The sequence below is a fragment of the Lichenicola cladoniae genome, assembly GCF_013201075.1.
Taxonomy (GTDB): domain Bacteria; phylum Pseudomonadota; class Alphaproteobacteria; order Acetobacterales; family Acetobacteraceae; genus Lichenicola; species Lichenicola cladoniae.
This window is the reverse complement of sequence record NZ_CP053709.1, coordinates 131,235-149,000: the sequence shown is the minus strand read 5'-3', so window position 1 is coordinate 149,000 and position 17,766 is coordinate 131,235. Positions and strand designations below refer to the sequence as shown.

Here is a 17,766-nt window from a genome sequence, read left to right as displayed (position 1 = left end):
TTCCGCAACCAAACAGTTAGGGCCTCCGCCTATCGCTGGGATCCTGCTAGATGACAAATCACCCGATGTCCGTGCTGCAATATGTCCACCAAACCCCGGACCTCCCTGGCGTACCGTGCTGGCGGCCATCGACGCGTTCGGCGCGGCACGACCCAATGATCGACCGCATCTGATGGGAGGCGCGAGGCAGGCCTTCACCGCCTTTGTGCTGGCATTCGAGCCTAAACTCGTTCCTGCCGCGGACGGGTGCCGGGGATGATTACGACCCTGCAATGCCCGGTCGTCGCCGACCTCACCTCCTGCGACATCGAGCCGATCCATGCCCCCGGTGCGATCCAGCCGTATGGCGTGCTGATTGTCGCCGATGCGAAGACCCTGCACGTCACCCACGTTAGCGAGAACTTCGCGTCGTCGAGTGGCCTGCGCAACGAAGATGCGATCGGTGCGGCACTTTCGGCGGTCATCGGCGTCGAGCCGACGGCGATGCTGCAGGCGGCCTTGTCGAGCGAGCGTCATTCGGTGGCCAGCGTCATGACGCTCGACCTCGGCTTTCATCGAAGCCCGTGCCGGGACGTCGTCGTGCAAGCCCATGCCGGGCATGTCTTCCTGGAGCTCGAAATCGGGCACCATCCGATCGATCGGCACAAAGCCGTCTCCAACATCCAGTCGGTGATCGCCGAGCTGCCGCGGCAGACGTCAGTCGCGGAAATCGCTGACCGGACTGTGGCGGCCGTCCGACGCGTGACCGGATATGATCGCGTCATGGTCTACCGCTTCGATGCTGAAGGCCATGGAGAGGTCGTTGCCGAGGACAAGCGGGCCGACCTCGAACCGCTTCTACATTATCGCTATCCAGCTTCCGACATCCCCGCTCAGGCCCGCAAGCTCTATCTGACGCAGCGTATCCGCATCATCGCCGACACCGACTATCAGCCCGTCAAACTCCTTACCGGGGAACAGGCGTTCGCGTCGGAGGCGCTCGACATGAGCTACTGCACCTTGCGCAGAGTGTCGCCGCTGCACCTGGAATACCTTAGGAACATGGGCGTCGGCGGAACCCTGGCGATCTCGCTGATCCACGACGAAGCACTCTGGGGCATGGTGGTCTGCCATCACCAGACGCCACATTCGGTCCCCGCCGACGTGGCGGCGATGTGTGACCTGGTCGGCCAGATTGTAGCACTGCTCATCCAGCAGGCCGAGGAGCGGGAAGCGCTCGGGCGTACGGTCGAGCGGCAGGCGATCCTCGCCGGTATCAAGGGGGCGGTGGACCGCGCCCCCTCGATCCTGGCGGGACTGGGCTCCGTGCACCCGGCGATGGTCGACCTCATGGACGCAGGTGGCGTCGCGTTGCGTCTGAGCGGATGCGTCCATCTGTTCGGCGCGACTCCGTCCGCCACCATGGTGGATCTGATCTTCGACGATGTAGAAGCCGTGGCACTGGGCGAAGTGTTCGCCGAGGACTCGTTCGGGCGGCGTCGCCTCGACTGGGTCGACCTCGCCGATCTGGCAAGTGGCGTGTTGTATCTTCCCCTGCTGAACAATCCGCATGACGCGATCATCTGGTTCCGGCCCCAGGTCGTCCGGACGATCGTTTGGGGTGGCGACCCAGGCAAGCCGGCCGCCGATCCCGACGGACGCATCTCTCCGCGAAAGTCCTTCGCGAGGTGGCTCGAGCTGGTTCGCGGGACCTCGCTGCCTTGGACCCGTACTCAAATACGCGCCGCACACGATCTCAGGCGTGTCGTCACTGACGGCATGCTGCGTCATGCCGAAGCCAGCCTCGCGCGCCTCTCCTCGACCGACACCCTGACCGGGCTGGCCAACCGGAGACAGCTGGAGCAGGAACTGCACGCTTGGCAGGCTGCTCCGGCAATATCGGCGGCCCTGCTGTTCGTCGATCTCGATCGTTTCAAGACGGTCAACGATTCTCTGGGGCATGCGGCTGGCGACGCCCTGCTGCTCCAGGTAGCCGACCGGTTGCAACGTGCTGTTCCGCCCGGCTGTCTGGTCGCCCGCCTCGGAGGTGACGAGTTCGTGGTCTTCTTGCTTGGCCGGGTGCTCGAGGTGGCGCAGGAAGTCGCGGCGGTGATGCTCCAGGCCTTCGAGCAGCCGTTCGACCTGCTGGGCCGGCCGCATCGGGTCAGCGCCAGCATCGGCGTGGCCTGGTCGCAGACACAGACCGGCGACTTGCTCCGGGAAGCCGACGCCGCCATGTACGCGGCAAAGCGCATGGGCTCGGGTGGGGCCGTCGTGTTTCAGGACTCCCTGCACCAGACGGCGCTGACGGCACTGCGCACCGAGCAGGACATGTTCCTGGCGATCCAAAGGGACGAGTTCGTCCTGCACTACCAGCCGATCGTCGCGACCGCGACCGGTGCCACGATGGGTTTCGAGGCCCTGGTGCGCTGGAAGCATCCCGAGCGCGGCCTGATCCCGCCGCTCGACTTCATTTCCCTCGCCGAGGAAACCTGGATGATCGTCACCCTCGGCCGGTGGATCATGGAAACCGGCATTGCCGAGCTCGCAACCTGGCGGGACCGGGACCTGACCCTGGCGATCAACGTCTCGCCGCGCCAGCTCGGCTCCGGCGACTTCGCCGGCGCCGTACGGGCTGCCCTGCACCGGGCCGGGATAGAGGCGCCTCGGGTGACGATTGAGGTCACCGAGGGCGCGCTGATGGACCGGGCGGCTGTGGCCCAACTGCACGAACTGCGCGCGATCGGCTGTCGCATCGCCATCGACGATTTCGGCACCGGCTACTCGTCGCTGGCCTACCTCCGCCATCTGCCGATCGACATCATCAAGATCGACCGCAGCTTCGTGACCCCGCTTGGCTCCGCCCCCGGGGTGGACCGGTTCTTCGACGCCATCGTCGGCCTGGCCCGCACCCTCGATCTCAGGATCGTCGCCGAGGGCGTCGAGACGGTCCAGCAGCTCCGCTCGGTCAAGGCGGCACGCTGCGATGCAGCCCAGGGCTATCTGTTCTCCAAGCCGCTCGGGGCCGACGAACGACAGTCGCGATATCCGGGTTCACGGCCTGTGAACAGCGACGGGGCGGCCTAGCGCCCTAGACCGCCGCAGCCAGTCATCTCCCTATTGCTTGTCAACGGCATCGAAACTGGCTTTGATGCAGTTTTTAGTGCGGACAACATCTGACGCTGTATCAGCTTCAACCTCATGATCGGCCCTTCAAGCTGTCCGCTGGACTAGGGAGACGTGATGGCGGCGATTACCGTCGCTAGGTCACGGCTGATGCCATTGGCGAATTGCTCCACCTCAGGTGCGGGGCCTGCGGGCAGCCGCCGGCGCGAGCACGTAACGGCGTAACGCTGTTTTCCTGCGCTAGAGGATAGTGTGGACAATGCCTTGTCTTGACCTAACGGCTACCAAGTTCAGGTCTAAGACAGATGTAAACACCGGTAAGCAAACCGCGGATCAGCATCCGGCGTGGCTGCCCTGGGACCTACTCTTCCGGCTCGGTCGTGAAAAGCAGCGGATACCCCTTGCTGCGTGCCATATCGGTCGCCGTGGTCGCCTTAGTCTCGGCCACCTCCTGCGTGAAGACAGCAACCACACAGACCCCACGTTGATGCGCCGTCATCATCACCCGGCTGGCCTGCCCCTCATCCAGCTGGAACTCCGCCTTCAACACCCGGACCACGAACTCACGCGGCGTGAAGTCGTCGTTAACCAGCATGACCTTGTACAGCCGCGGCCGCTCGACCTTGAGCTCAAGCTGGACACGGGGGGTGTTGATTGTCTCGGGCATTGGCTGTTTCCCTGGCAGGACTGCGTCAGGCGGCAGCTTGTGGCCCGATCCTCGTAGATGACCCTCGGCTGCTGGCTTGCAACCACTCCAGCAGCTTCGTGCGTATTCCGTTGATGCTGATCAGCCATTCCAGCTGATCGTGATCACCGTTCATGGTGATCCGGATCACGGTGTTCACCCTGCCTGGGGAGGGCATGGCGGACAGCATGACGTGGTGCCGGTGAGCTACCACTGACGGTTGAACAGGTCTCACTTCTCCTTGGCGCTCGTCAAGCCTTCTGCCGTGTTCAGGACCTGGCGCTTGCGCAGACTTTCGCCTTTCAGCTCGATGCGATGGGACCGGTGAATGATGCGGTCGAGAATTGCATCGCCCAGAGTGGGATCGCCAATGATCTCGTGCCAGCGGCTCGTTGGGACCTGGCTGGTGATCAGCAACGAGCCTTTCCCATCGCGGTCATCGACGATCTCCATCAGGTCGCGACGCTGTTCAGCCGACAGCGGCTCCGGGCCCCAATCGTCGATGATGAGCAGGCGTGTGCGCTCGATTGTCCGCATCAGGCGCGGCAGGCGCCCTTCGCCACGCGCCGTGGCGATGTCGGCAAACAGCCGCGGCGCACGGCGGTAGAGCACAGCGTAACCTTCCCGGCAGGCTTTGTGTCCCAGCGCACAGGCCAGCCAGGATTTACCCACGCCGGTCGGGCCGACGATCAGCAGATGCTGGCTGTCGCGGATCCAACCGCAGGCCGCCAGGCTCTGGAACAGGCCACGATCGAGCCCGCGGGGCGTGCGCAGATCAGTGTCCTCGACCACCGCATTCTGGCGCAACCGGGCATGGCTGAGCCGCCGGCCGAGCCGCTTGTTGTCTCGCGCGGTCACCTCGCGATCGACCAGCAGGCCGAGCCAGTCTTCGCGCGACAGATCATCGGCCGCACTTTGGCGGCTCATTTCGATGAATGCGTCGGCCATCGCGGCCAGGCCAAGATCGCGCAGACGGTCCACCATGGGATGGATCAGCATTGTCTTTCCTTTCAATGATAGTAGCCAGGACCGCGAATGTTCTCGTGCATCAGGCTGGGCTGGTCAGTGATGGCGGACTTTTTCTCCTGGGCATTCTTCAGGATCGCGGCGACAGAGCCGTAGGAGCGGGTGCCGAGTGCCAGGGCCTTGGCACAGGCAGCGTCCACCCGTTCCGGGCCGTAACGGCCACGCAGGCCGAGGATACCGATGCAGGAGCGCAAACCCTGTTCGGGATGTGGCCGCGAGCGCAGCACGATCTCGATCAGAGCCGCGGTATCGTCGCCGGTTGCCATCGCCTCGCGTGTGATCCGCTCATGGGTCCAGTCGCGGTAGCGCCGGTGCGTGCTCGGCATGTGGTCGCTCACCGTGCTTGGCTGATGCTGGCGCACGCTGCGAAGATGCGTGGCCACGAGGCTGCCGCGGTGGAAAATCTCCACCGTCCTGGTTGTGATGCGTGCCTCCACAGGCTGACGGACCAGCCGGAACGGCACCGAATAGAAATGCCGGGCGATCTCGATGTGATAATCGAGATTAACCCGGCAGTACCGCCAGTCCGCATACTCGTAAGGCACTTCTGGCAACGCCAGCAGGGCCGGACGATCGAGCTGTTCATACAGGGCACGGCGCGTCGTGCCCCAGCCGCGCATCGGCCGGTCGTTGATCTGCTCGACCAGCTCACGGATCGCCAAGTTGAGATCGGCCAGCGAGAAGAACTGCCGGTTACGGAGCTGGGCCAGAACCCAGCGCTGGACCACCTGCACGCCGACTTCGACCTTGGCCTTGTCGCGCGGCTTGTAGGGCCGGGCCGGAATGACCGCACTGCGATAATGCGCCGCCATCTCGGCGTAGGTGCGATTGATCGTCGGCTCAAAGAAACAGGCCCTGGTGACGCCGGCCTTGAGATTGTCGCTGACGATCTGGTGCGGCACGCCGCCAAAGAAGGCCAGAGCGTTGACATGAGCCGAAATCCAGTCCGGCAGCGTCTGGCTCCAGGTCGCCTCCACGTAGACAAAACTCGACGCCCCCAGCACAGCCACGAAGATTTCGGCCTGATGCTTCTCCCCGCTTGCCCCGTCGATGACGGACATGCTCTGACCGGCGAAGTCGACGAACAGCTTTTCGCCGGCCGTGTGCACCTGGCGCAGCGTCGGTTTCAACCGTCCGGCCCACGCGCGATAGAGATCACAAAACCACGAGTAGCCAAACGCGTGAGCCGATCCTGCGCGGTATTCTTCCCATAACAGGGCCAGCGTCATGTTTGGCCGGCGCAAATCGCGGTGAACCGCCGCCCAGTCTGGCACCGGCCGCTGATCCAGCGGCACATCCGGCAGTGGCGGAAACAGCAGCGCCTCAAGCTGCGTGTCGTCCATGTCATCCGGTAATGGCCAATCCAGGCCAGCACGATGGGCCCGGCCCAGGTAATCACTGATCGTTCCCTGGCCCAGCCGCAGGCTCAGTCCGATCGTTCGCTGCGGCAGCCGCTGTTCCAACCGCAGCCGCAGAAGCTCGCGTATCTTGCGCATCGACACTCTCTCGCCTGGCATCCCGACCCCTTGCTCCCCGGCAACAGGTCGACACTACCCTCGGTTGAAGACTGTCAGCGGCAGCCGACCGGCATCGTCATCTCCAGCATGATCAGGATCACCGGAACCGATGATCGCCATCAAACGGAATGCATGATCGAGATCGAACGGATTCAATGATCACCATCAAACGGAATCAGTGATCAGGATCAGCCGGAACACGCAAGCTTCGACCAGCGCCGGCGTGCGCTGCCCGACCGGCATCAACTGGATATTCCGAGCCCTGCGCCTCTGGATCGTTGTCGCATAGGCCAGCACCAGCTCCTCCCGCCTAACCCGTCCCTTGGCCAGATTATCCTCGATGCCGACGCACATGGAGGCAGACCTGTGGATAACTACCTAGCTAATAATGCTATTCTGCATTACATAGTTTTTTAAGGAGAGCTGAGCCATGACGATGTTGACCGTCACCACGCGGGGTCAGGTCACGTTCCGAAAGGACGTGCTGCACCATCTGGGCATTCAGCCTGGCGAGAAGATCGAGCTGGATATGCTGCCGGACGGGAGGGTGTCGCTCAAGGCAGCCAGACCGGCCGGAACGATCGATGGCTTTGTCGGCCTGCTCGCCGGAAAGACCAGAAAAGTGGCCAGTCTCGACGAGATCGATGCGGCTGCGTCGTCCGGTTGGGCTGGGCGCGAATGAAGATCACCGTCGACACCAACATCCTGGTTCGGGCTGTGGTGCGTGACGATGAGAAGCAGGGCGAGGCGGCCGCGGCTCTTCTGAAGGAAGCAGAGCTGATCGTCGTGCCGCTTCCCTGTCTCTGCGAGTTCGTCTGGGTGCTGCGCCGGGTCTATGGGTTCGGACAGTCCGATATCTCCGCTGCACTGCGTGTCCTGCTCGGCGCCGGCAACGTGGTCGTCAACCGTCCGGCCGTTGATGCTGGTCTGGCGATCTTCGAGGCTGGTGGCGATTTCGCCGATGGCTTGATCGCCTATGAGGGGCGCTGGCTCGGTGGCGAGGTGTTCGTCTCCTTCGACAAGAAGGCCGTCGCGCTGATCGCAGCGAAGGGGCAACAGACCCGGCTGCTGACCTGACCCTCTGCCCATGAACCATCCTGATCTTCTGTTGCCGGATGCAGGATCCCTCCTGCTGCTGATCGAGCTTGGGCAGCTCGCGCTGTTGCCCTTGATTGGCCGGCAGCTGGTGCTGGTCGACCTGGTGCGGATGGACCTCATGCGCCGTTCGCCCAAGCTGGCGGATCCCGTGCTGGGCTGGCTCAAGGCACAGGGCACACGGGTGCGGGTTGATGCAACTCCAAGCGGCGAGATGCTGCGACGGCTCTGGACCTATGAGCCGGAGTATTGGCCCTCGGATAGCGGCCTGACCGCGATCGCCGAATGGCTGGCCAACGCCGCGCTGGAGGCCGACATCGAGTTGCTGGTACTGACCGACACTCCTCGCCTGCATGAGGTTGCCGGCTTGCGCGGGCCGAATGCCGATATCAACGTCATCGGCATCGGCGGTCTGCTCGAGCTGGCTGAGGCACGCGGGCTGGTCCCATCGGCAGCGACCATACTCGGGGGCCATATGCTCAGGCGTCGACGTACGAGCCGCCGCCGGTGCTGACGCTCTTCCTGACTGGTATTCATCTTTGTGGCAGCGACGGATAAATCCTGGTGTGCCATGCCGACCTGCAGAGAGGCGACGCGTAAAGCCAGCTTAGGCTTGTAATGCCAAAATCTGCTTAGAAGATGCCAGTCAGGTGGACGCTGTCGCCGCTGATCTCGAGGCCTTTGCACTACTGATTGTGGCCTCTTCTGTTGAATGCCTTGTGCGGTTGGAACGGACCAGCATGCTTGTGTCGTTTGGAAGCAGCGGGTATCGGCTACCTGTTCTCGCAGCGAGCCGTGTTCCTCCTGGTGAAGGCGGTCGGCCGCCGGGCAGGAGTCCACATCTCCGTTCACGCGGAGCCTGTGCGCAAGCTGGGACATACCTGACCGAAGGTGTGACGGAACTCTCAAGCGCGGCCCGGGATCCCTCTACCGGTCGATCGAAGGCGCGATGCATGACGATAGTACATTTAAGCCCCCAGTCACCGAACACAGAGGCTGCTCAGAGCTTTGCCCTGTTCAAGGCCACGGTCGAAGCTGTTGGCGATGCCGTGGTCATCACATCCTGTGAGCTGGACCCACCAGGTCCCAGGATCGAGTACGTCAACCCGGCCTTCACCCGCATGACCGGCTTCAGCGCCGAAGAGTCACTTGGCCAGACGCCACGCCTTCTGCAGGGCCCATTGACGGACCGCGTCGTGCTGGATCGACTGCGGGACTGTCTCGCCAAGGAAGAAACCTTCATCGGCGAGATCATCAATTATCGGAAGGACGGAGGCACCTACCTCATCGAGTGGATGGTCACGCCGGTCAAGAACCCAGCTGGTCAGACGACGCATTGGCTGTCGGTTCAGCGAGACATTATTGCGCGCAAGCAGCTCGAGTACCAGCAGGAGCTTCTGGTGGCGGAGTTGCACCACCGGACGCGTAATCTGCTCGCTGTGACGCGCGCTGTCGCATTGCGCACGTTACCGAATTCGTCGGACCGGGACGTGTTTGATGCCAGGCTGGCGGCACTTGGTCGCGTGCAAAGCTTTCTATCGACGACACCAACTCAGTTCGTGTCGCTGGGCGACATCGTGCGCGGCGAATTGGAAGCCGTTGGCGAGGACGGGCTTGGACAGGCGACAACCGAGGGACCATTCGTCGAACTGCCCGGCGACAAGGTGCAGGCGTTGGTGTTGTTGCTGCACGAGTGTGCCACAAACGCGATCAAGCATGGGGCGCTGTCACAGCCGGATGGGCGGCTTGCGGTTCGATGGCATTTTGCCGAAGACGCGCGTCTGGTGCTGACCTGGCAGGAGAGCGGAGTCAGGATGCCGGCCGATCCCGACCGTCGCGGTTTTGGTACGGACCTGATCACACGCGCGCTGCGCTACCAACTCTCGGCAGAGACCCGGCTCGAATTCCGATCCGATGGCGTATGGTGCACGATCTGGCTGCCAGCCGACTCGTTTCGGGCAGGCCATATGTCCTGAGGCCGGTCGTCTGGTGAAGCCCGCATCGGACTGTGCCAGATCATGCTAACCCGACTCCTCATGCTCATCTCGCACGCTCCTGACCTGTAAGCAGAGCCTGAAGGACTACCTCGCCAAGCAGGTCTTGCTGATCCGCAGGGTGACCACAGCACCCTGCGGTGGCCAATCGTATGTGATGGAGCCTCCGAGCTGGAAGGAGATACTCCGCGCGATCAGCTTGCTGCCGAAGCCCTTCGGTCTCTGACAGGGATCAAGGGGAGGACCACCCCGCTCGGTCCAGAGCATGACAAGATCACTGTCCTCATCGGTGCAGGACACGTCCAACGTGCCACTTGCGGCTGACAGGGCGCCATACTTGACCGAGTTGGTGGCCAGCTCATGGACGACCAGGGCCAGCGTCGTGGCGCTTGCCTCCCCGACCGGCAGTTCCGGTACGGAGATACGGAGACGACGGCTGATCGTCGTCTGATCATCGTAGGGTGCGAGCAGCACGGCCAGCAGCTCGGCGAGCAGCGCCTTGTTCTCCTGGCCGGGACCAGGGCGGACCAGGCTGTGGGCGCGTCCCAGGGCTGCCAGCCGTTCCGTCAGGTCCTCGGCCATTTCCGCCTTCGTCTCGGTCGATCGGGCGGCCAGGCTGGTCAGGGCGGATGCCAACGCAAACAGGTTCTTGACGCGGTGATTCATCTCACCCGCCAGCATCTCATGCTTTTCCTCAGCCTGCTTGCGGTCGCTCACGTCGAGGAAGACCCCGAACATTACCCGGTTGACGATGCCGACATCTTCACTTTGGCCGCGAGCCAAAATCCATCGGATGCTGTCGTCGAGCAGGATGCGGAAGTCTATTTCGTAGGCGCCGGTCATCTTGTGGGTTGCGGTGAACACCGTCTTTACGCGGTCCAGGTCTTCAGGATGGATACGGGCGGACAAGGTTTCGAAGGTAACCGCCCTGTTGCTGGACACGCCCCATAGAGTCTGTGCGCGCTCATCCAGTGCGATCTCATCGGTATCGAAGTTCCATGACCAGAGGGCAACGCCGGCCGCGTCAGTTGCGATGCGCCGCCGCTCGGCATCCCAAACCAGATCGCCAGATCCGCTCCATAACATCTAGAGGTGCCTCGCTTCGGTGGTCACCCGTCCGACCATCTCAGCGATCATGTGCGCCGTTCCGACGATATCAACCGGACCGTCGTGTTGAATAGCGTTCTGCTGCATGCCCGGCGGCCATTTGCCGCGGGGGTCGAGCACCATCGTCACCCCACTGGCGGCGTGGACAGCGGCTAGACCGCGAGATCCGTCGTCCAGCGAGCCGGACAGGATGATGCCGATGGCCGGGCCGGGGGAGAAGGCCGCGACTGGGTTGAAGAGGGTGTCCACGGTTCGGTTGCGCAGCTTGTCGTCATGACCCGTGACCAGGCTGGCCTGGGCGTCACTCCTCAGCGAGAGGTGGCCGTCCGGTTCACCGATGTAGCAGGTGCCAGGCACGAAGCGTTCAGCGTCCCCGGCGACTACCACGGGCATACCGGAGCCCCGAGCCAGGATGTCCCGCAAGTGGCTGATCTTGTCGAACGGCCGATGGAGCACCGCCAGAACGACCGCGTGGACAGGCTTGGGAAGCAAGTGGAGCAAGGTCACCATGTCGGTCATGCCTTCGCCGCCCGAGGCGCCGATCGCGATGAAGAAGGGAAGGCCAGTTTCGCTCACGAAAATATTATACATGTCTATCGGAAAAGTTACGCGCGTTTTTTTAAGACTCATTGTGGGCAAACACGGGCGGAGGCGTACGGAGACTTCGTGATCGTCCAGGCCATTACGAAGGGACTGGGGTTCGATGGACTCGTCTTCGAAGGAGCAGTTCGCCCGACTGGAGCCCGTCCGGGCCATCGACCGTGTAGCATCTGGTACACCCGCCGTGTTCTCGATCCGCCTCCAGCCGGATCATCCAGCTCTCAGGACGATCGAGGCCATGTTCGTCCTGGCCCGCCGCGGGCTGAGCATGTTGAAGGCGAAGCGGCAGATCGAGGCTGTGATCGAGACGGGGCAGGCAACCGTCGAACTCCCGACCGTCGAGGATACGTCCGCCGTGGTCGCCGAACTCGATACGGCGGGTTTCGAGGCCTAACTGGTGCAGTTGTCCACGACGCTGAACGTCCGCCATGTGCGGCAGAAAATTGGACTGTCCCGGGAGCAATTCGCCCTTCGTTATGGCCTGGAGGTCGAGGCAGTCAGGAACTGGGAGACCGGTAAACGAGAGCCGGACACTGCGGCGCGCAGCTATCTGCGGGTGATCTCGAATGCTCCTGAACAAGTCGAGCTGGTCTACGCTCAAAACCCCTCACCGTAGCAGCACCGTCGTGCATGTGACAGATCGTGGGCTGTTGTTGGAGCCGTCACCGGCACCGATCGCAGGCTGATGCTGGCAAGATCCACACCCTATACGTCAACGAAGGATGAAGGCTCGACAATCGCAACTTCAACATCTTTCGCTCAACTGGCGATTGCGGCCAAGGCCCGCGGCGGTTTCCATTTGATAGCTGGCTGATATTGGAAGGCAATCAAGCCTGCCCTAGACTCTATACCTGCGTTCTGGCTCTGTTCACGGCTGATGAGTCCAAGCCGAGACCGCCAACCCCACCTTCGAATATGGGCCATCGACCGCCCAGGCTATATCGCCATGGCTGTCTGCTCGAAGTGCGGCCGCATGGCGCCGCTGCCGATCGGCGAGCTGATCCAGCGTTATGGTGAGCTCTATCCTGTCGAAATGGCGCTGGTGAAGGTGCGGTGCACCGGCTGCCAGAATTGGGGTCGGAACATCGAGCCGAAGTGGCTCAGGTTATGCGAGCCAGGTTGTCCACAACAGAGAGGTTAAGGTCCTAAAATCGGCTTTGCCCAGAATCGGCACCAGTCAGTGTCGCAACACGTGCCTTCGCCCGGATGGCCCCCTGTTGGAGGTTTGTCCCAGTAAAATTTCTTGTCATGAGGCGACAGGCACCGCTGGCAGACCCCGGCATTCACTCCGCTTAACTGCCAGACGTAACTTTTGCTACCAACCTGGACAGCACGGGCGCGGTCGAGCCGGAAACTGATAGACGTCCGCTCTCGCATGGCATCCAGATACGCCTCCATTTCCAAGGCGTATTCTCTTTTTGTCAGACCTTCTTGTTCCGGAATTCGGATTTTAGACGCTGGCACCTGGAGAAGAAGATCTTCCCTAAAAGGATTAGGAAAATCCGCGGGCATAATCCTGAAAAGCCTATGAAGGCGGCTCATGTTCGGCGTCTGACGCGCTAGAAACACCGAAAGCCTATCGCACCAAAATCTAAGATTAAAGCAAAAAGTGCGCTGACTCTTCTAAGGCCGCGAAAGTGTCGGTTTTGACCTTGCCCCCTGAAATGCCCCCGTTCTGAAGTTAGGATCCGTCAGCAGGAGACGGACAGATGAAGCGGTCGAGGTTTACGCAGGAGCAGATTATTGGCGTGCTGAAGGTGCATCAGGCAGGTGCGACGGCGGCCGACTTATGTCGCAAGCACGGCATCAGCGATGCGACGTTCTACACGTGGCGGTCGAAATACGGCGGCATGGAAGTGTCTGATGCTCGCAAGCTGAAAGGGCTCGAGGAAGAGAACGCCAAGCTCAAGAGGCTGTTGGCCGAGCAGATGCTGGACGTGGCGACGCTGAAGGAGATGCTGGCAAAAAACTTCTGACGCCTGGCTCACGGCGTGCCGCCGTGACCTGGGCGATTACACAGAAGAATTACTCGCAACGGCGCGCGTGCGGGTTGGTCGGGCTAGAACCGAAAACCTACCGATATGCCTGCAAGCGACCCGGCGAAGGCGAGATCCGTGCCAGGCTGCGCGTGCTGGCCGGTGAGCGGCGGCGGTTCGGCTACCGGCGACTGGTCAGTCCGCTTCGCGGCCAGACCTTGCTGGCGCGCGAGGGCATGCGGCTGAACCACAAGCGGCTGTTCCGGCTCTACCGTGACGAACGGCTGGGGGTGCGCAAGCGAGGCGGCCGGAAGCGGGCGCTCGGGACGCGCTCGCCGATGGCGTTACCCGAAGCGGCGAACCAACGCTGGTCGTTGGATTTTGTGTCCGACGCGCTGGCCAACGGGCGGCGGTTCCGGGTGCTGACGGTCGTCGACGACTTCACCCGTGAATGCCTCGGCCTGGTCGCCGACACGTCGCTGTCCGGCCTGAGGGTCGGTCGCGAGCTCGACTGCATCATCGAGCGGCGTGGCTGCCGTCCGTTGACGATCGTCAGCGACAACGGCACGGAGTTGACGTCGCACGCGATCCTGCGCTGGCAAGAGGAGCGTTCGGTGCTGTGGCATTACATCGCTCCGGGCAAGCCGCAACAAAACGCGTTTGTGGAGAGCTTCAACGGCCGGTTCCGCGATGAATGCTTGAACGAACACCTATTCAGCAGCCTGGCTGCGGCACGCCGGATCATCGAAGCATGGAGGGTCGATTACAACACAGAGCGCCCACACACGAGCCTGGACGGGCTCACCCCAGCAGCCTTTGCAACACGCCCCAACCAGGGGCATACGGAGAACGGACTCTGCTTATGAACGAGGGCGCGTTGGGGGCAGGGTCAGTTTTGCTCAAGGACTATCGTCTAGACCCGAGCTATCAGGATCAATCCAATCTCGACGCTAAGGGCGTTCTTGAAGGTCCAGGGCAACATTGTTCGACTGCCATAGCGACTGCTAAGCGTCTGAGCTGGGACGACGGGATATGCACTGAATTGGAAGCCGGCACCTCTCAATGCCGCCACCGCCTTCGTAATGCTTGAATACCGCCCGCAGACTGGATGCCGAGGCGCCCCTTCGCCAGGTAGAACCTCCCAGATCGTTCCTGGAACGGCCGCGTCAATCTGCGTCAAAGCTGCATCGTTTAAGGAGGTCATGGAGAAAATGTAGCATCTGTCGGTGCGGAGGGGTTTAGTCGAACCTCAGAACGGACGACGTGCCGACCATGGGCAATGACTTGTAGGCGTTCAGGCCTTGCAGTGCCCCCAGGCGTTGGTGCACGGAGCGGAAGGTCGTCGAGATGTCCCTCCCCATTGCGGAGGCTCAGGTCTGACGGGCCGAGATGGGCTTTGCTGTTCGGATCATCCGATTGAGCGCGTTGACGGCGATGGCGACTTCGCCCTGCTGGCCATCGGTTGATCTTGCTCGCAGCTTCGGACCGATGCTGTGCTTGTAGCGACCGATCGCGGTCTCCACGAGGCTGCGGCGGCCATACCCGGTCGCCTTCTGCCAGGCCATGCGGCCCTTCTCGGCAATGTATTGGACATGATGATCCCGGACCGTCGAGGCAGCGACCTTGTTATCGTTGACCACCGAAGACGCGCGGGGTGGGATGATGATGTCAGGTGGCGGTCGCGCTGGCGCAGGGATGTTGCCCGGTAGACGGACGCACCGTCATAGGCGCCGTCGGCGATCACGCTGGCGATCGGTCCCTCCACCGTCTCCAGCAGAACCGGGACCGCGGTGATATCGCCCACATCAAGATCGGTCAGGACGTGCGCCACGATTTCGCCGGTCTGTGCGTCGATGGCCAGATGCAGCTTGCGCCATCGCCGAGGAGTGCGACCGTGCTTCTCGGCGTCCCATTCGCCCTGGCCGAACATCGGCAGTCCGGTGCTGTCCACAACGACCTGAATCGGCCCGTCATGCTGGGCAGTCCGAGACTGGCGGCCGGCGAACGCCCGGCCGCGGCGGGCTGAGCGTGGTATGGTCCGGCACCGACAGGTCCAGGCCAAGCAGGCGCAGGACGGAGCGGGCGAAGCCTTCGGCCTGACGCAGCGCCAGATGAAAGACCAGCCTCAGCGTCAGCACCAGCTCGATCGCTGCATCGGAGTAGAGCGGCTGACCGCCACGTGTCGTCCGACGCAGTACATTCCAACCGGACAGCTGCGTTGTGCTTGAACGGCATGCTCGCGACGTATCCGGCCTATGCGGGCGACGCTACCTCCCCGCGGCATTGTCACATTAACTGGTGGAGTTTGGAAGTAGGCTTGGACCGATTGGGTTGGCACGATCACCCGGTGCTTTGGGCACATGTTTCCTGTGTCCATATTTTGAAAGCTTTGGCACGCATCGCACGATAGCGGTCTGCCGTCATCAGGTGGCGTCGCGGTCGGAAGTGCCCGGAGATGAAGGCGTGCGCGGAGAGGAAACGCTGTGCCTGCCGCATCGACTTGAAGCGCTGCATGTGCCGCTCTCGCCGCCGGGTTGGACGGTGAGAGTTTTCGGCCCGGTTGTTCAGGTAACGGCTTTCGCGGTGCTCGGCGTCGGGCAGCATCTCGCGTCTCGCCACCCCGTAGCTCTTCAGCTGGTCCGTCACCACGACGCGGGGCGCATAAGATAGACCTTTCAACAGGCGCTTGAAGAAGCACTTTGCTGCTGTGCCATCCCAGCGACTTTGCACCAGGATGTCCAGCACGACGCCGTTCTGGTCGACAGCGCGCCATAGATAGCGCACCTCGCCCTGGATGCGGATGAAGACTTCATCGAGGTGCCATTTGTCCCCCGGGCGAGGCCGCCGTCGACGGATGCGGCCCACAAAATGCGAGCCGAACTTCAGACACCATCGCCGGATGCTCTCATAGGAGACGATGACCCCACGCTCGGCCAGCAGGAGCTCCACGTCTCGAAAGCTCAGGCTGAACACGTGATAGAGCCACACGGCCTGGCTGATGAGCTCGGCCGGAAAGCGGTGACGATGGTGCGGATCAGGCGACGTCTTCATCCAGCTATCCTGGCTAGGACCGCAGCTGAAGGCCAGTTATCGTGACAATGCCGTTTGCCGATGCGAGGGGCTGGCTGGACGAACTCAAGGTTTAGAGCGCCTTTCAAAACCTTGTACTGCCCGGCGATCTGATTCATGAGGAGACATGGCTTCTCCTCTCGTCTCCGACGCCCTCTGGTCGATCATCGAGCCGTTGCTGCCCGTGCCTCCGCCACGACCGCGGGGCGGCAGGCCGCGGGTACCGGATCGGGCGGCGCTGACCGGGATCCTGTTCGTGCTACGGACCGGCATCCAGTGGGAGATGCTACCGCTTGAGGTGGGGTGCGGCTCGGGCATCACGTGCTGGCGTCGCTTGCGGGATTGGCAAGAGGCGGGCGTGTGGGATGCACTGCACCGCGAACTGCTGCGTCGGCTGCGGGCGGCCGACCGGATCGACTGGAGCCGGGCCTGCCTGGACAGCGCATCGCTGGCTGCAAAAAGGGGGGCGACAAGACAGGGCCAAACCCGACCGATCGAGGCAGGCTCGGCACGAAACGCCATCTCGTCACGGACCGGAGCGGCATCCCGCTCGCCTTCATACTGACCGGCGCCAACACCAACGACAGCATGCCGTTCGAGGAACTGCTCGACAGCATCCTGCCGATCGGCGGCAAGCCGGGCCGGGCACGACACCGGCCGGACAAGCTGCACGCCGACAAGGCCTACGATCACCGACGTTGCCGCCAGGCCTGCCGCCGCCGTGGGATCTCACCCCGCATCGCCCGGCGCGGCGTCGAGACCAGCCAGAAGCTGGGCCGACACAGGTGGGTCATCGAGCGGACCTTCGCGTGGATCAACCGCTACCGCCGGCTCGTCACGCGCTACGAGCGCAGAAGCGATATCCACCACGCATTCACCGCTCTCGCCTGCTCATTGATCTGCTTCAACACGCTGCAGAAGAGGTTTTGAAAGGCGCTCTTAGGTGCTGGACCGATAGCTTCGAACGCCCCACAAGACCTTCTGCTCCTCTCCGAGGTGCTGGAACGCTTGCACGGCAAGGTCAGCCAGACCAGACTGCTTGCCCACATCGTCGAGCACCCGACCGGCGGTGGCGGCCCAACGCACCGTCGGAATGGACGCAAGCTCCTGTTCACCGAAGCTGACTACGCCCGGTTGCTTGAGAGCTTCGCGCCAGTGCCGCGGGAAAGCCGACTGGCGATCGCCGCCGCTCCGCACAACTAGGGTGCCTCTCGTCGGTTGGACGCATTGATTGCAAGGCAGCAGAAGCGCCATCGAGACGCACGAAAGAGACCTTAAAGCGCCCAGGTATCCAGCGCTCGGTGGTCATCGCCCAGCCAGCATCTCGTCAACCGTCGTAACCAATGTTTGGAGTGCGAACGGCTTCGGAAAGCAATGGAACGGTTCCTCGTTCACCGGGGCGTAGACTTGGTCTGCAAGTGCGGTGACGAAAACTATGGGCAGGCCTGGATGGCGTTCACGGGCCCGCTCAGCGACATCAAACCCATTGAAGTCAGGCATGTTGATATCGGTCACGACCAGTCTAATTTGGTCAGGATGTTCAATCAGGACTAGTAGTCTGATCGTCCGTCTTGGGCGTCCTATACCCCTAT

The 17,766-nt window shown here is 62.5% G+C and carries 19 protein-coding genes and 2 pseudogenes; 10 read left to right on the top strand and 11 right to left on the bottom strand.

The features are described 5' to 3' along the window. Positions 1-255: 255 nt before the first annotated feature. A complete protein-coding gene (locus HN018_RS22595; protein ID WP_171837799.1) occupies positions 256-3,066 on the top strand; it encodes a bifunctional diguanylate cyclase/phosphodiesterase in 2,811 nt (936 codons plus the stop codon). 400 nt (positions 3,067-3,466) lie between these two features. On the opposite strand, the gene clpS is transcribed toward HN018_RS22595, so the two are convergent. The 4 genes from clpS to HN018_RS22575 form a co-directional block, all read right to left on the bottom strand. Next, positions 3,467-3,772 (bottom strand): ATP-dependent Clp protease adapter ClpS, encoded by a 306-nt coding sequence (gene clpS, locus HN018_RS22590; RefSeq protein WP_171837800.1) that lies wholly within the window; start codon positions 3,770-3,772, stop codon positions 3,467-3,469. A gap of 249 nt (positions 3,773-4,021) precedes the next feature. After that, positions 4,022-4,789, bottom strand: a complete 768-nt coding sequence (gene istB, locus HN018_RS22585) for an IS21-like element helper ATPase IstB (protein WP_171837390.1) — start codon at positions 4,787-4,789, stop codon at positions 4,022-4,024. A gap of 11 nt (positions 4,790-4,800) precedes the next feature. After that, positions 4,801-6,312, bottom strand: coding sequence for an IS21 family transposase (gene istA / locus HN018_RS22580; protein ID WP_408886729.1), 1,512 nt, complete (start codon positions 6,310-6,312; stop codon positions 4,801-4,803). Positions 6,313-6,498: 186 nt separating this feature from the next. Next, the gene (locus HN018_RS22575; RefSeq protein WP_171836545.1) at positions 6,499-6,687 is read right to left on the bottom strand and encodes a hypothetical protein; all 189 of its coding nucleotides are present in this window, start codon (positions 6,685-6,687) and stop codon (positions 6,499-6,501) included. A gap of 76 nt (positions 6,688-6,763) precedes the next feature. Between HN018_RS22575 and HN018_RS22570 the strand changes: the two genes are divergently transcribed. The 4 genes from HN018_RS22570 to HN018_RS22555 all read left to right on the top strand — a co-directional run bounded on the left by HN018_RS22570 (position 6,764) and on the right by HN018_RS22555 (position 9,404). Beyond that, the gene (locus tag HN018_RS22570) at positions 6,764-7,015 is read left to right on the top strand and encodes an AbrB/MazE/SpoVT family DNA-binding domain-containing protein (protein ID WP_171836546.1); all 252 of its coding nucleotides are present in this window, start codon (positions 6,764-6,766) and stop codon (positions 7,013-7,015) included. Beyond that, on the top strand, positions 7,012-7,410 hold the full coding sequence (locus HN018_RS22565) for a type II toxin-antitoxin system VapC family toxin (RefSeq protein ID WP_171836547.1): 399 nt from the start codon (positions 7,012-7,014) through the stop codon (positions 7,408-7,410). Before HN018_RS22570 ends, HN018_RS22565 begins: the two co-directional genes overlap by 4 nt. Before the next feature lie 10 nt (positions 7,411-7,420). Then, positions 7,421-7,942, top strand: a complete 522-nt coding sequence (locus HN018_RS22560; protein WP_171836548.1) for a hypothetical protein — start codon at positions 7,421-7,423, stop codon at positions 7,940-7,942. A 136-nt stretch (positions 7,943-8,078) separates the two neighbouring features. Next, positions 8,079-9,404, top strand: coding sequence for a PAS domain S-box protein (locus HN018_RS22555; protein WP_172443542.1), 1,326 nt, complete (start codon positions 8,079-8,081; stop codon positions 9,402-9,404). A 105-nt stretch (positions 9,405-9,509) separates the two neighbouring features. Here HN018_RS22555 and HN018_RS22550 read toward each other — a convergent pair whose 3' ends face one another. Continuing rightward, positions 9,510-10,508 (bottom strand): sensor histidine kinase, encoded by a 999-nt coding sequence (locus HN018_RS22550; RefSeq protein ID WP_171836550.1) that lies wholly within the window; start codon positions 10,506-10,508, stop codon positions 9,510-9,512. Next, positions 10,509-11,105 (bottom strand): chemotaxis protein CheB, encoded by a 597-nt coding sequence (locus HN018_RS22545; protein WP_239479402.1) that lies wholly within the window; start codon positions 11,103-11,105, stop codon positions 10,509-10,511. It abuts the gene before it with no gap. Between the two features lie 127 nt (positions 11,106-11,232). On the opposite strand from HN018_RS22545, the gene HN018_RS22540 reads away from it, so the two are divergent. The 3 genes from HN018_RS22540 (at position 11,233) to HN018_RS22530 (ending at position 13,971) form a co-directional block, all read left to right on the top strand. After that, positions 11,233-11,523 carry a hypothetical protein gene (locus HN018_RS22540; protein ID WP_171836552.1) on the top strand — a complete coding sequence of 97 codons (291 nt, stop codon included), beginning with the start codon at positions 11,233-11,235 and terminating at the stop codon, positions 11,521-11,523. 3 nt (positions 11,524-11,526) lie between these two features. Then, the gene (locus tag HN018_RS22535; RefSeq protein ID WP_239479401.1) at positions 11,527-11,745 is read left to right on the top strand and encodes a helix-turn-helix domain-containing protein; all 219 of its coding nucleotides are present in this window, start codon (positions 11,527-11,529) and stop codon (positions 11,743-11,745) included. 1,093 nt (positions 11,746-12,838) lie between these two features. Continuing rightward, positions 12,839-13,971 (top strand): IS3 family transposase gene (locus HN018_RS22530; protein WP_171836553.1). Its coding sequence is split into 2 segments (ribosomal slippage): positions 12,839-13,085 and positions 13,085-13,971, totalling 1,134 coding nucleotides; the frame shifts between segments, so codons are not numbered across the junction. Between the two features lie 504 nt (positions 13,972-14,475). On the opposite strand, the gene HN018_RS28790 is transcribed toward HN018_RS22530, so the two are convergent. From HN018_RS28790 to HN018_RS22515, 4 genes and pseudogenes are all read right to left on the bottom strand, one after another. Continuing rightward, entirely contained in the window at positions 14,476-14,745 is a 270-nt protein-coding gene (locus HN018_RS28790; RefSeq protein ID WP_239479400.1) for a hypothetical protein, read from the bottom strand. A 113-nt stretch (positions 14,746-14,858) separates the two neighbouring features. Continuing rightward, a pseudogene (locus HN018_RS29525) lies at positions 14,859-15,035 on the bottom strand (transposase); the annotation flags it as partial. A 40-nt stretch (positions 15,036-15,075) separates the two neighbouring features. Next, positions 15,076-15,300 (bottom strand): transposase, encoded by a 225-nt coding sequence (locus HN018_RS29520; RefSeq protein WP_408886831.1) that lies wholly within the window; start codon positions 15,298-15,300, stop codon positions 15,076-15,078. Positions 15,301-15,445: 145 nt separating this feature from the next. Next, positions 15,446-16,156 (bottom strand): IS6 family transposase, encoded by a 711-nt coding sequence (locus tag HN018_RS22515; protein WP_171836555.1) that lies wholly within the window; start codon positions 16,154-16,156, stop codon positions 15,446-15,448. Between the two features lie 145 nt (positions 16,157-16,301). On the opposite strand from HN018_RS22515, the pseudogene HN018_RS22510 reads away from it, so the two are divergent. Both HN018_RS22510 and HN018_RS22505 read left to right on the top strand, forming a co-directional pair. Continuing rightward, positions 16,302-17,020 (top strand): annotated as a pseudogene (locus HN018_RS22510) (IS5 family transposase); the annotation flags it as partial. 162 nt (positions 17,021-17,182) lie between these two features. Then, entirely contained in the window at positions 17,183-17,377 is a 195-nt protein-coding gene (locus HN018_RS22505; protein WP_172443541.1) for a hypothetical protein, read from the top strand. A gap of 102 nt (positions 17,378-17,479) precedes the next feature. On the opposite strand, the gene HN018_RS22500 is transcribed toward HN018_RS22505, so the two are convergent. Beyond that, a complete protein-coding gene (locus HN018_RS22500; protein ID WP_172443540.1) occupies positions 17,480-17,689 on the bottom strand; it encodes a response regulator in 210 nt (69 codons plus the stop codon). Positions 17,690-17,766 lie beyond the last annotated feature (77 nt).

What these genes read in the sequence shown, in the direction of transcription:
- HN018_RS22575 (WP_171836545.1), bottom strand. Translation starts at nt 6,687, where the DNA reads ATGTGCGTCGGCATCGAGGATAATCTGGCCAAGGGACGGGTTAGGCGG.
- HN018_RS22565 (WP_171836547.1), top strand. Translation starts at nt 7,012, where the DNA reads ATGAAGATCACCGTCGACACCAACATCCTGGTTCGGGCTGTGGTGCGT.
- HN018_RS22570 (WP_171836546.1), top strand. Translation starts at nt 6,764, where the DNA reads ATGACGATGTTGACCGTCACCACGCGGGGTCAGGTCACGTTCCGAAAG.
- istA (WP_408886729.1), bottom strand. Translation starts at nt 6,312, where the DNA reads ATGCGCAAGATACGCGAGCTTCTGCGGCTGCGGTTGGAACAGCGGCTG.
- HN018_RS22560 (WP_171836548.1), top strand. Translation starts at nt 7,421, where the DNA reads ATGAACCATCCTGATCTTCTGTTGCCGGATGCAGGATCCCTCCTGCTG.
- HN018_RS22515 (WP_171836555.1), bottom strand. Translation starts at nt 16,156, where the DNA reads ATGAAGACGTCGCCTGATCCGCACCATCGTCACCGCTTTCCGGCCGAG.
- HN018_RS22540 (WP_171836552.1), top strand. Translation starts at nt 11,233, where the DNA reads ATGGACTCGTCTTCGAAGGAGCAGTTCGCCCGACTGGAGCCCGTCCGG.
- clpS (WP_171837800.1), bottom strand. Translation starts at nt 3,772, where the DNA reads ATGCCCGAGACAATCAACACCCCCCGTGTCCAGCTTGAGCTCAAGGTC.
- HN018_RS22595 (WP_171837799.1), top strand. Translation starts at nt 256, where the DNA reads ATGATTACGACCCTGCAATGCCCGGTCGTCGCCGACCTCACCTCCTGC.
- HN018_RS22550 (WP_171836550.1), bottom strand. Translation starts at nt 10,508, where the DNA reads ATGTTATGGAGCGGATCTGGCGATCTGGTTTGGGATGCCGAGCGGCGG.
- istB (WP_171837390.1), bottom strand. Translation starts at nt 4,789, where the DNA reads ATGCTGATCCATCCCATGGTGGACCGTCTGCGCGATCTTGGCCTGGCC.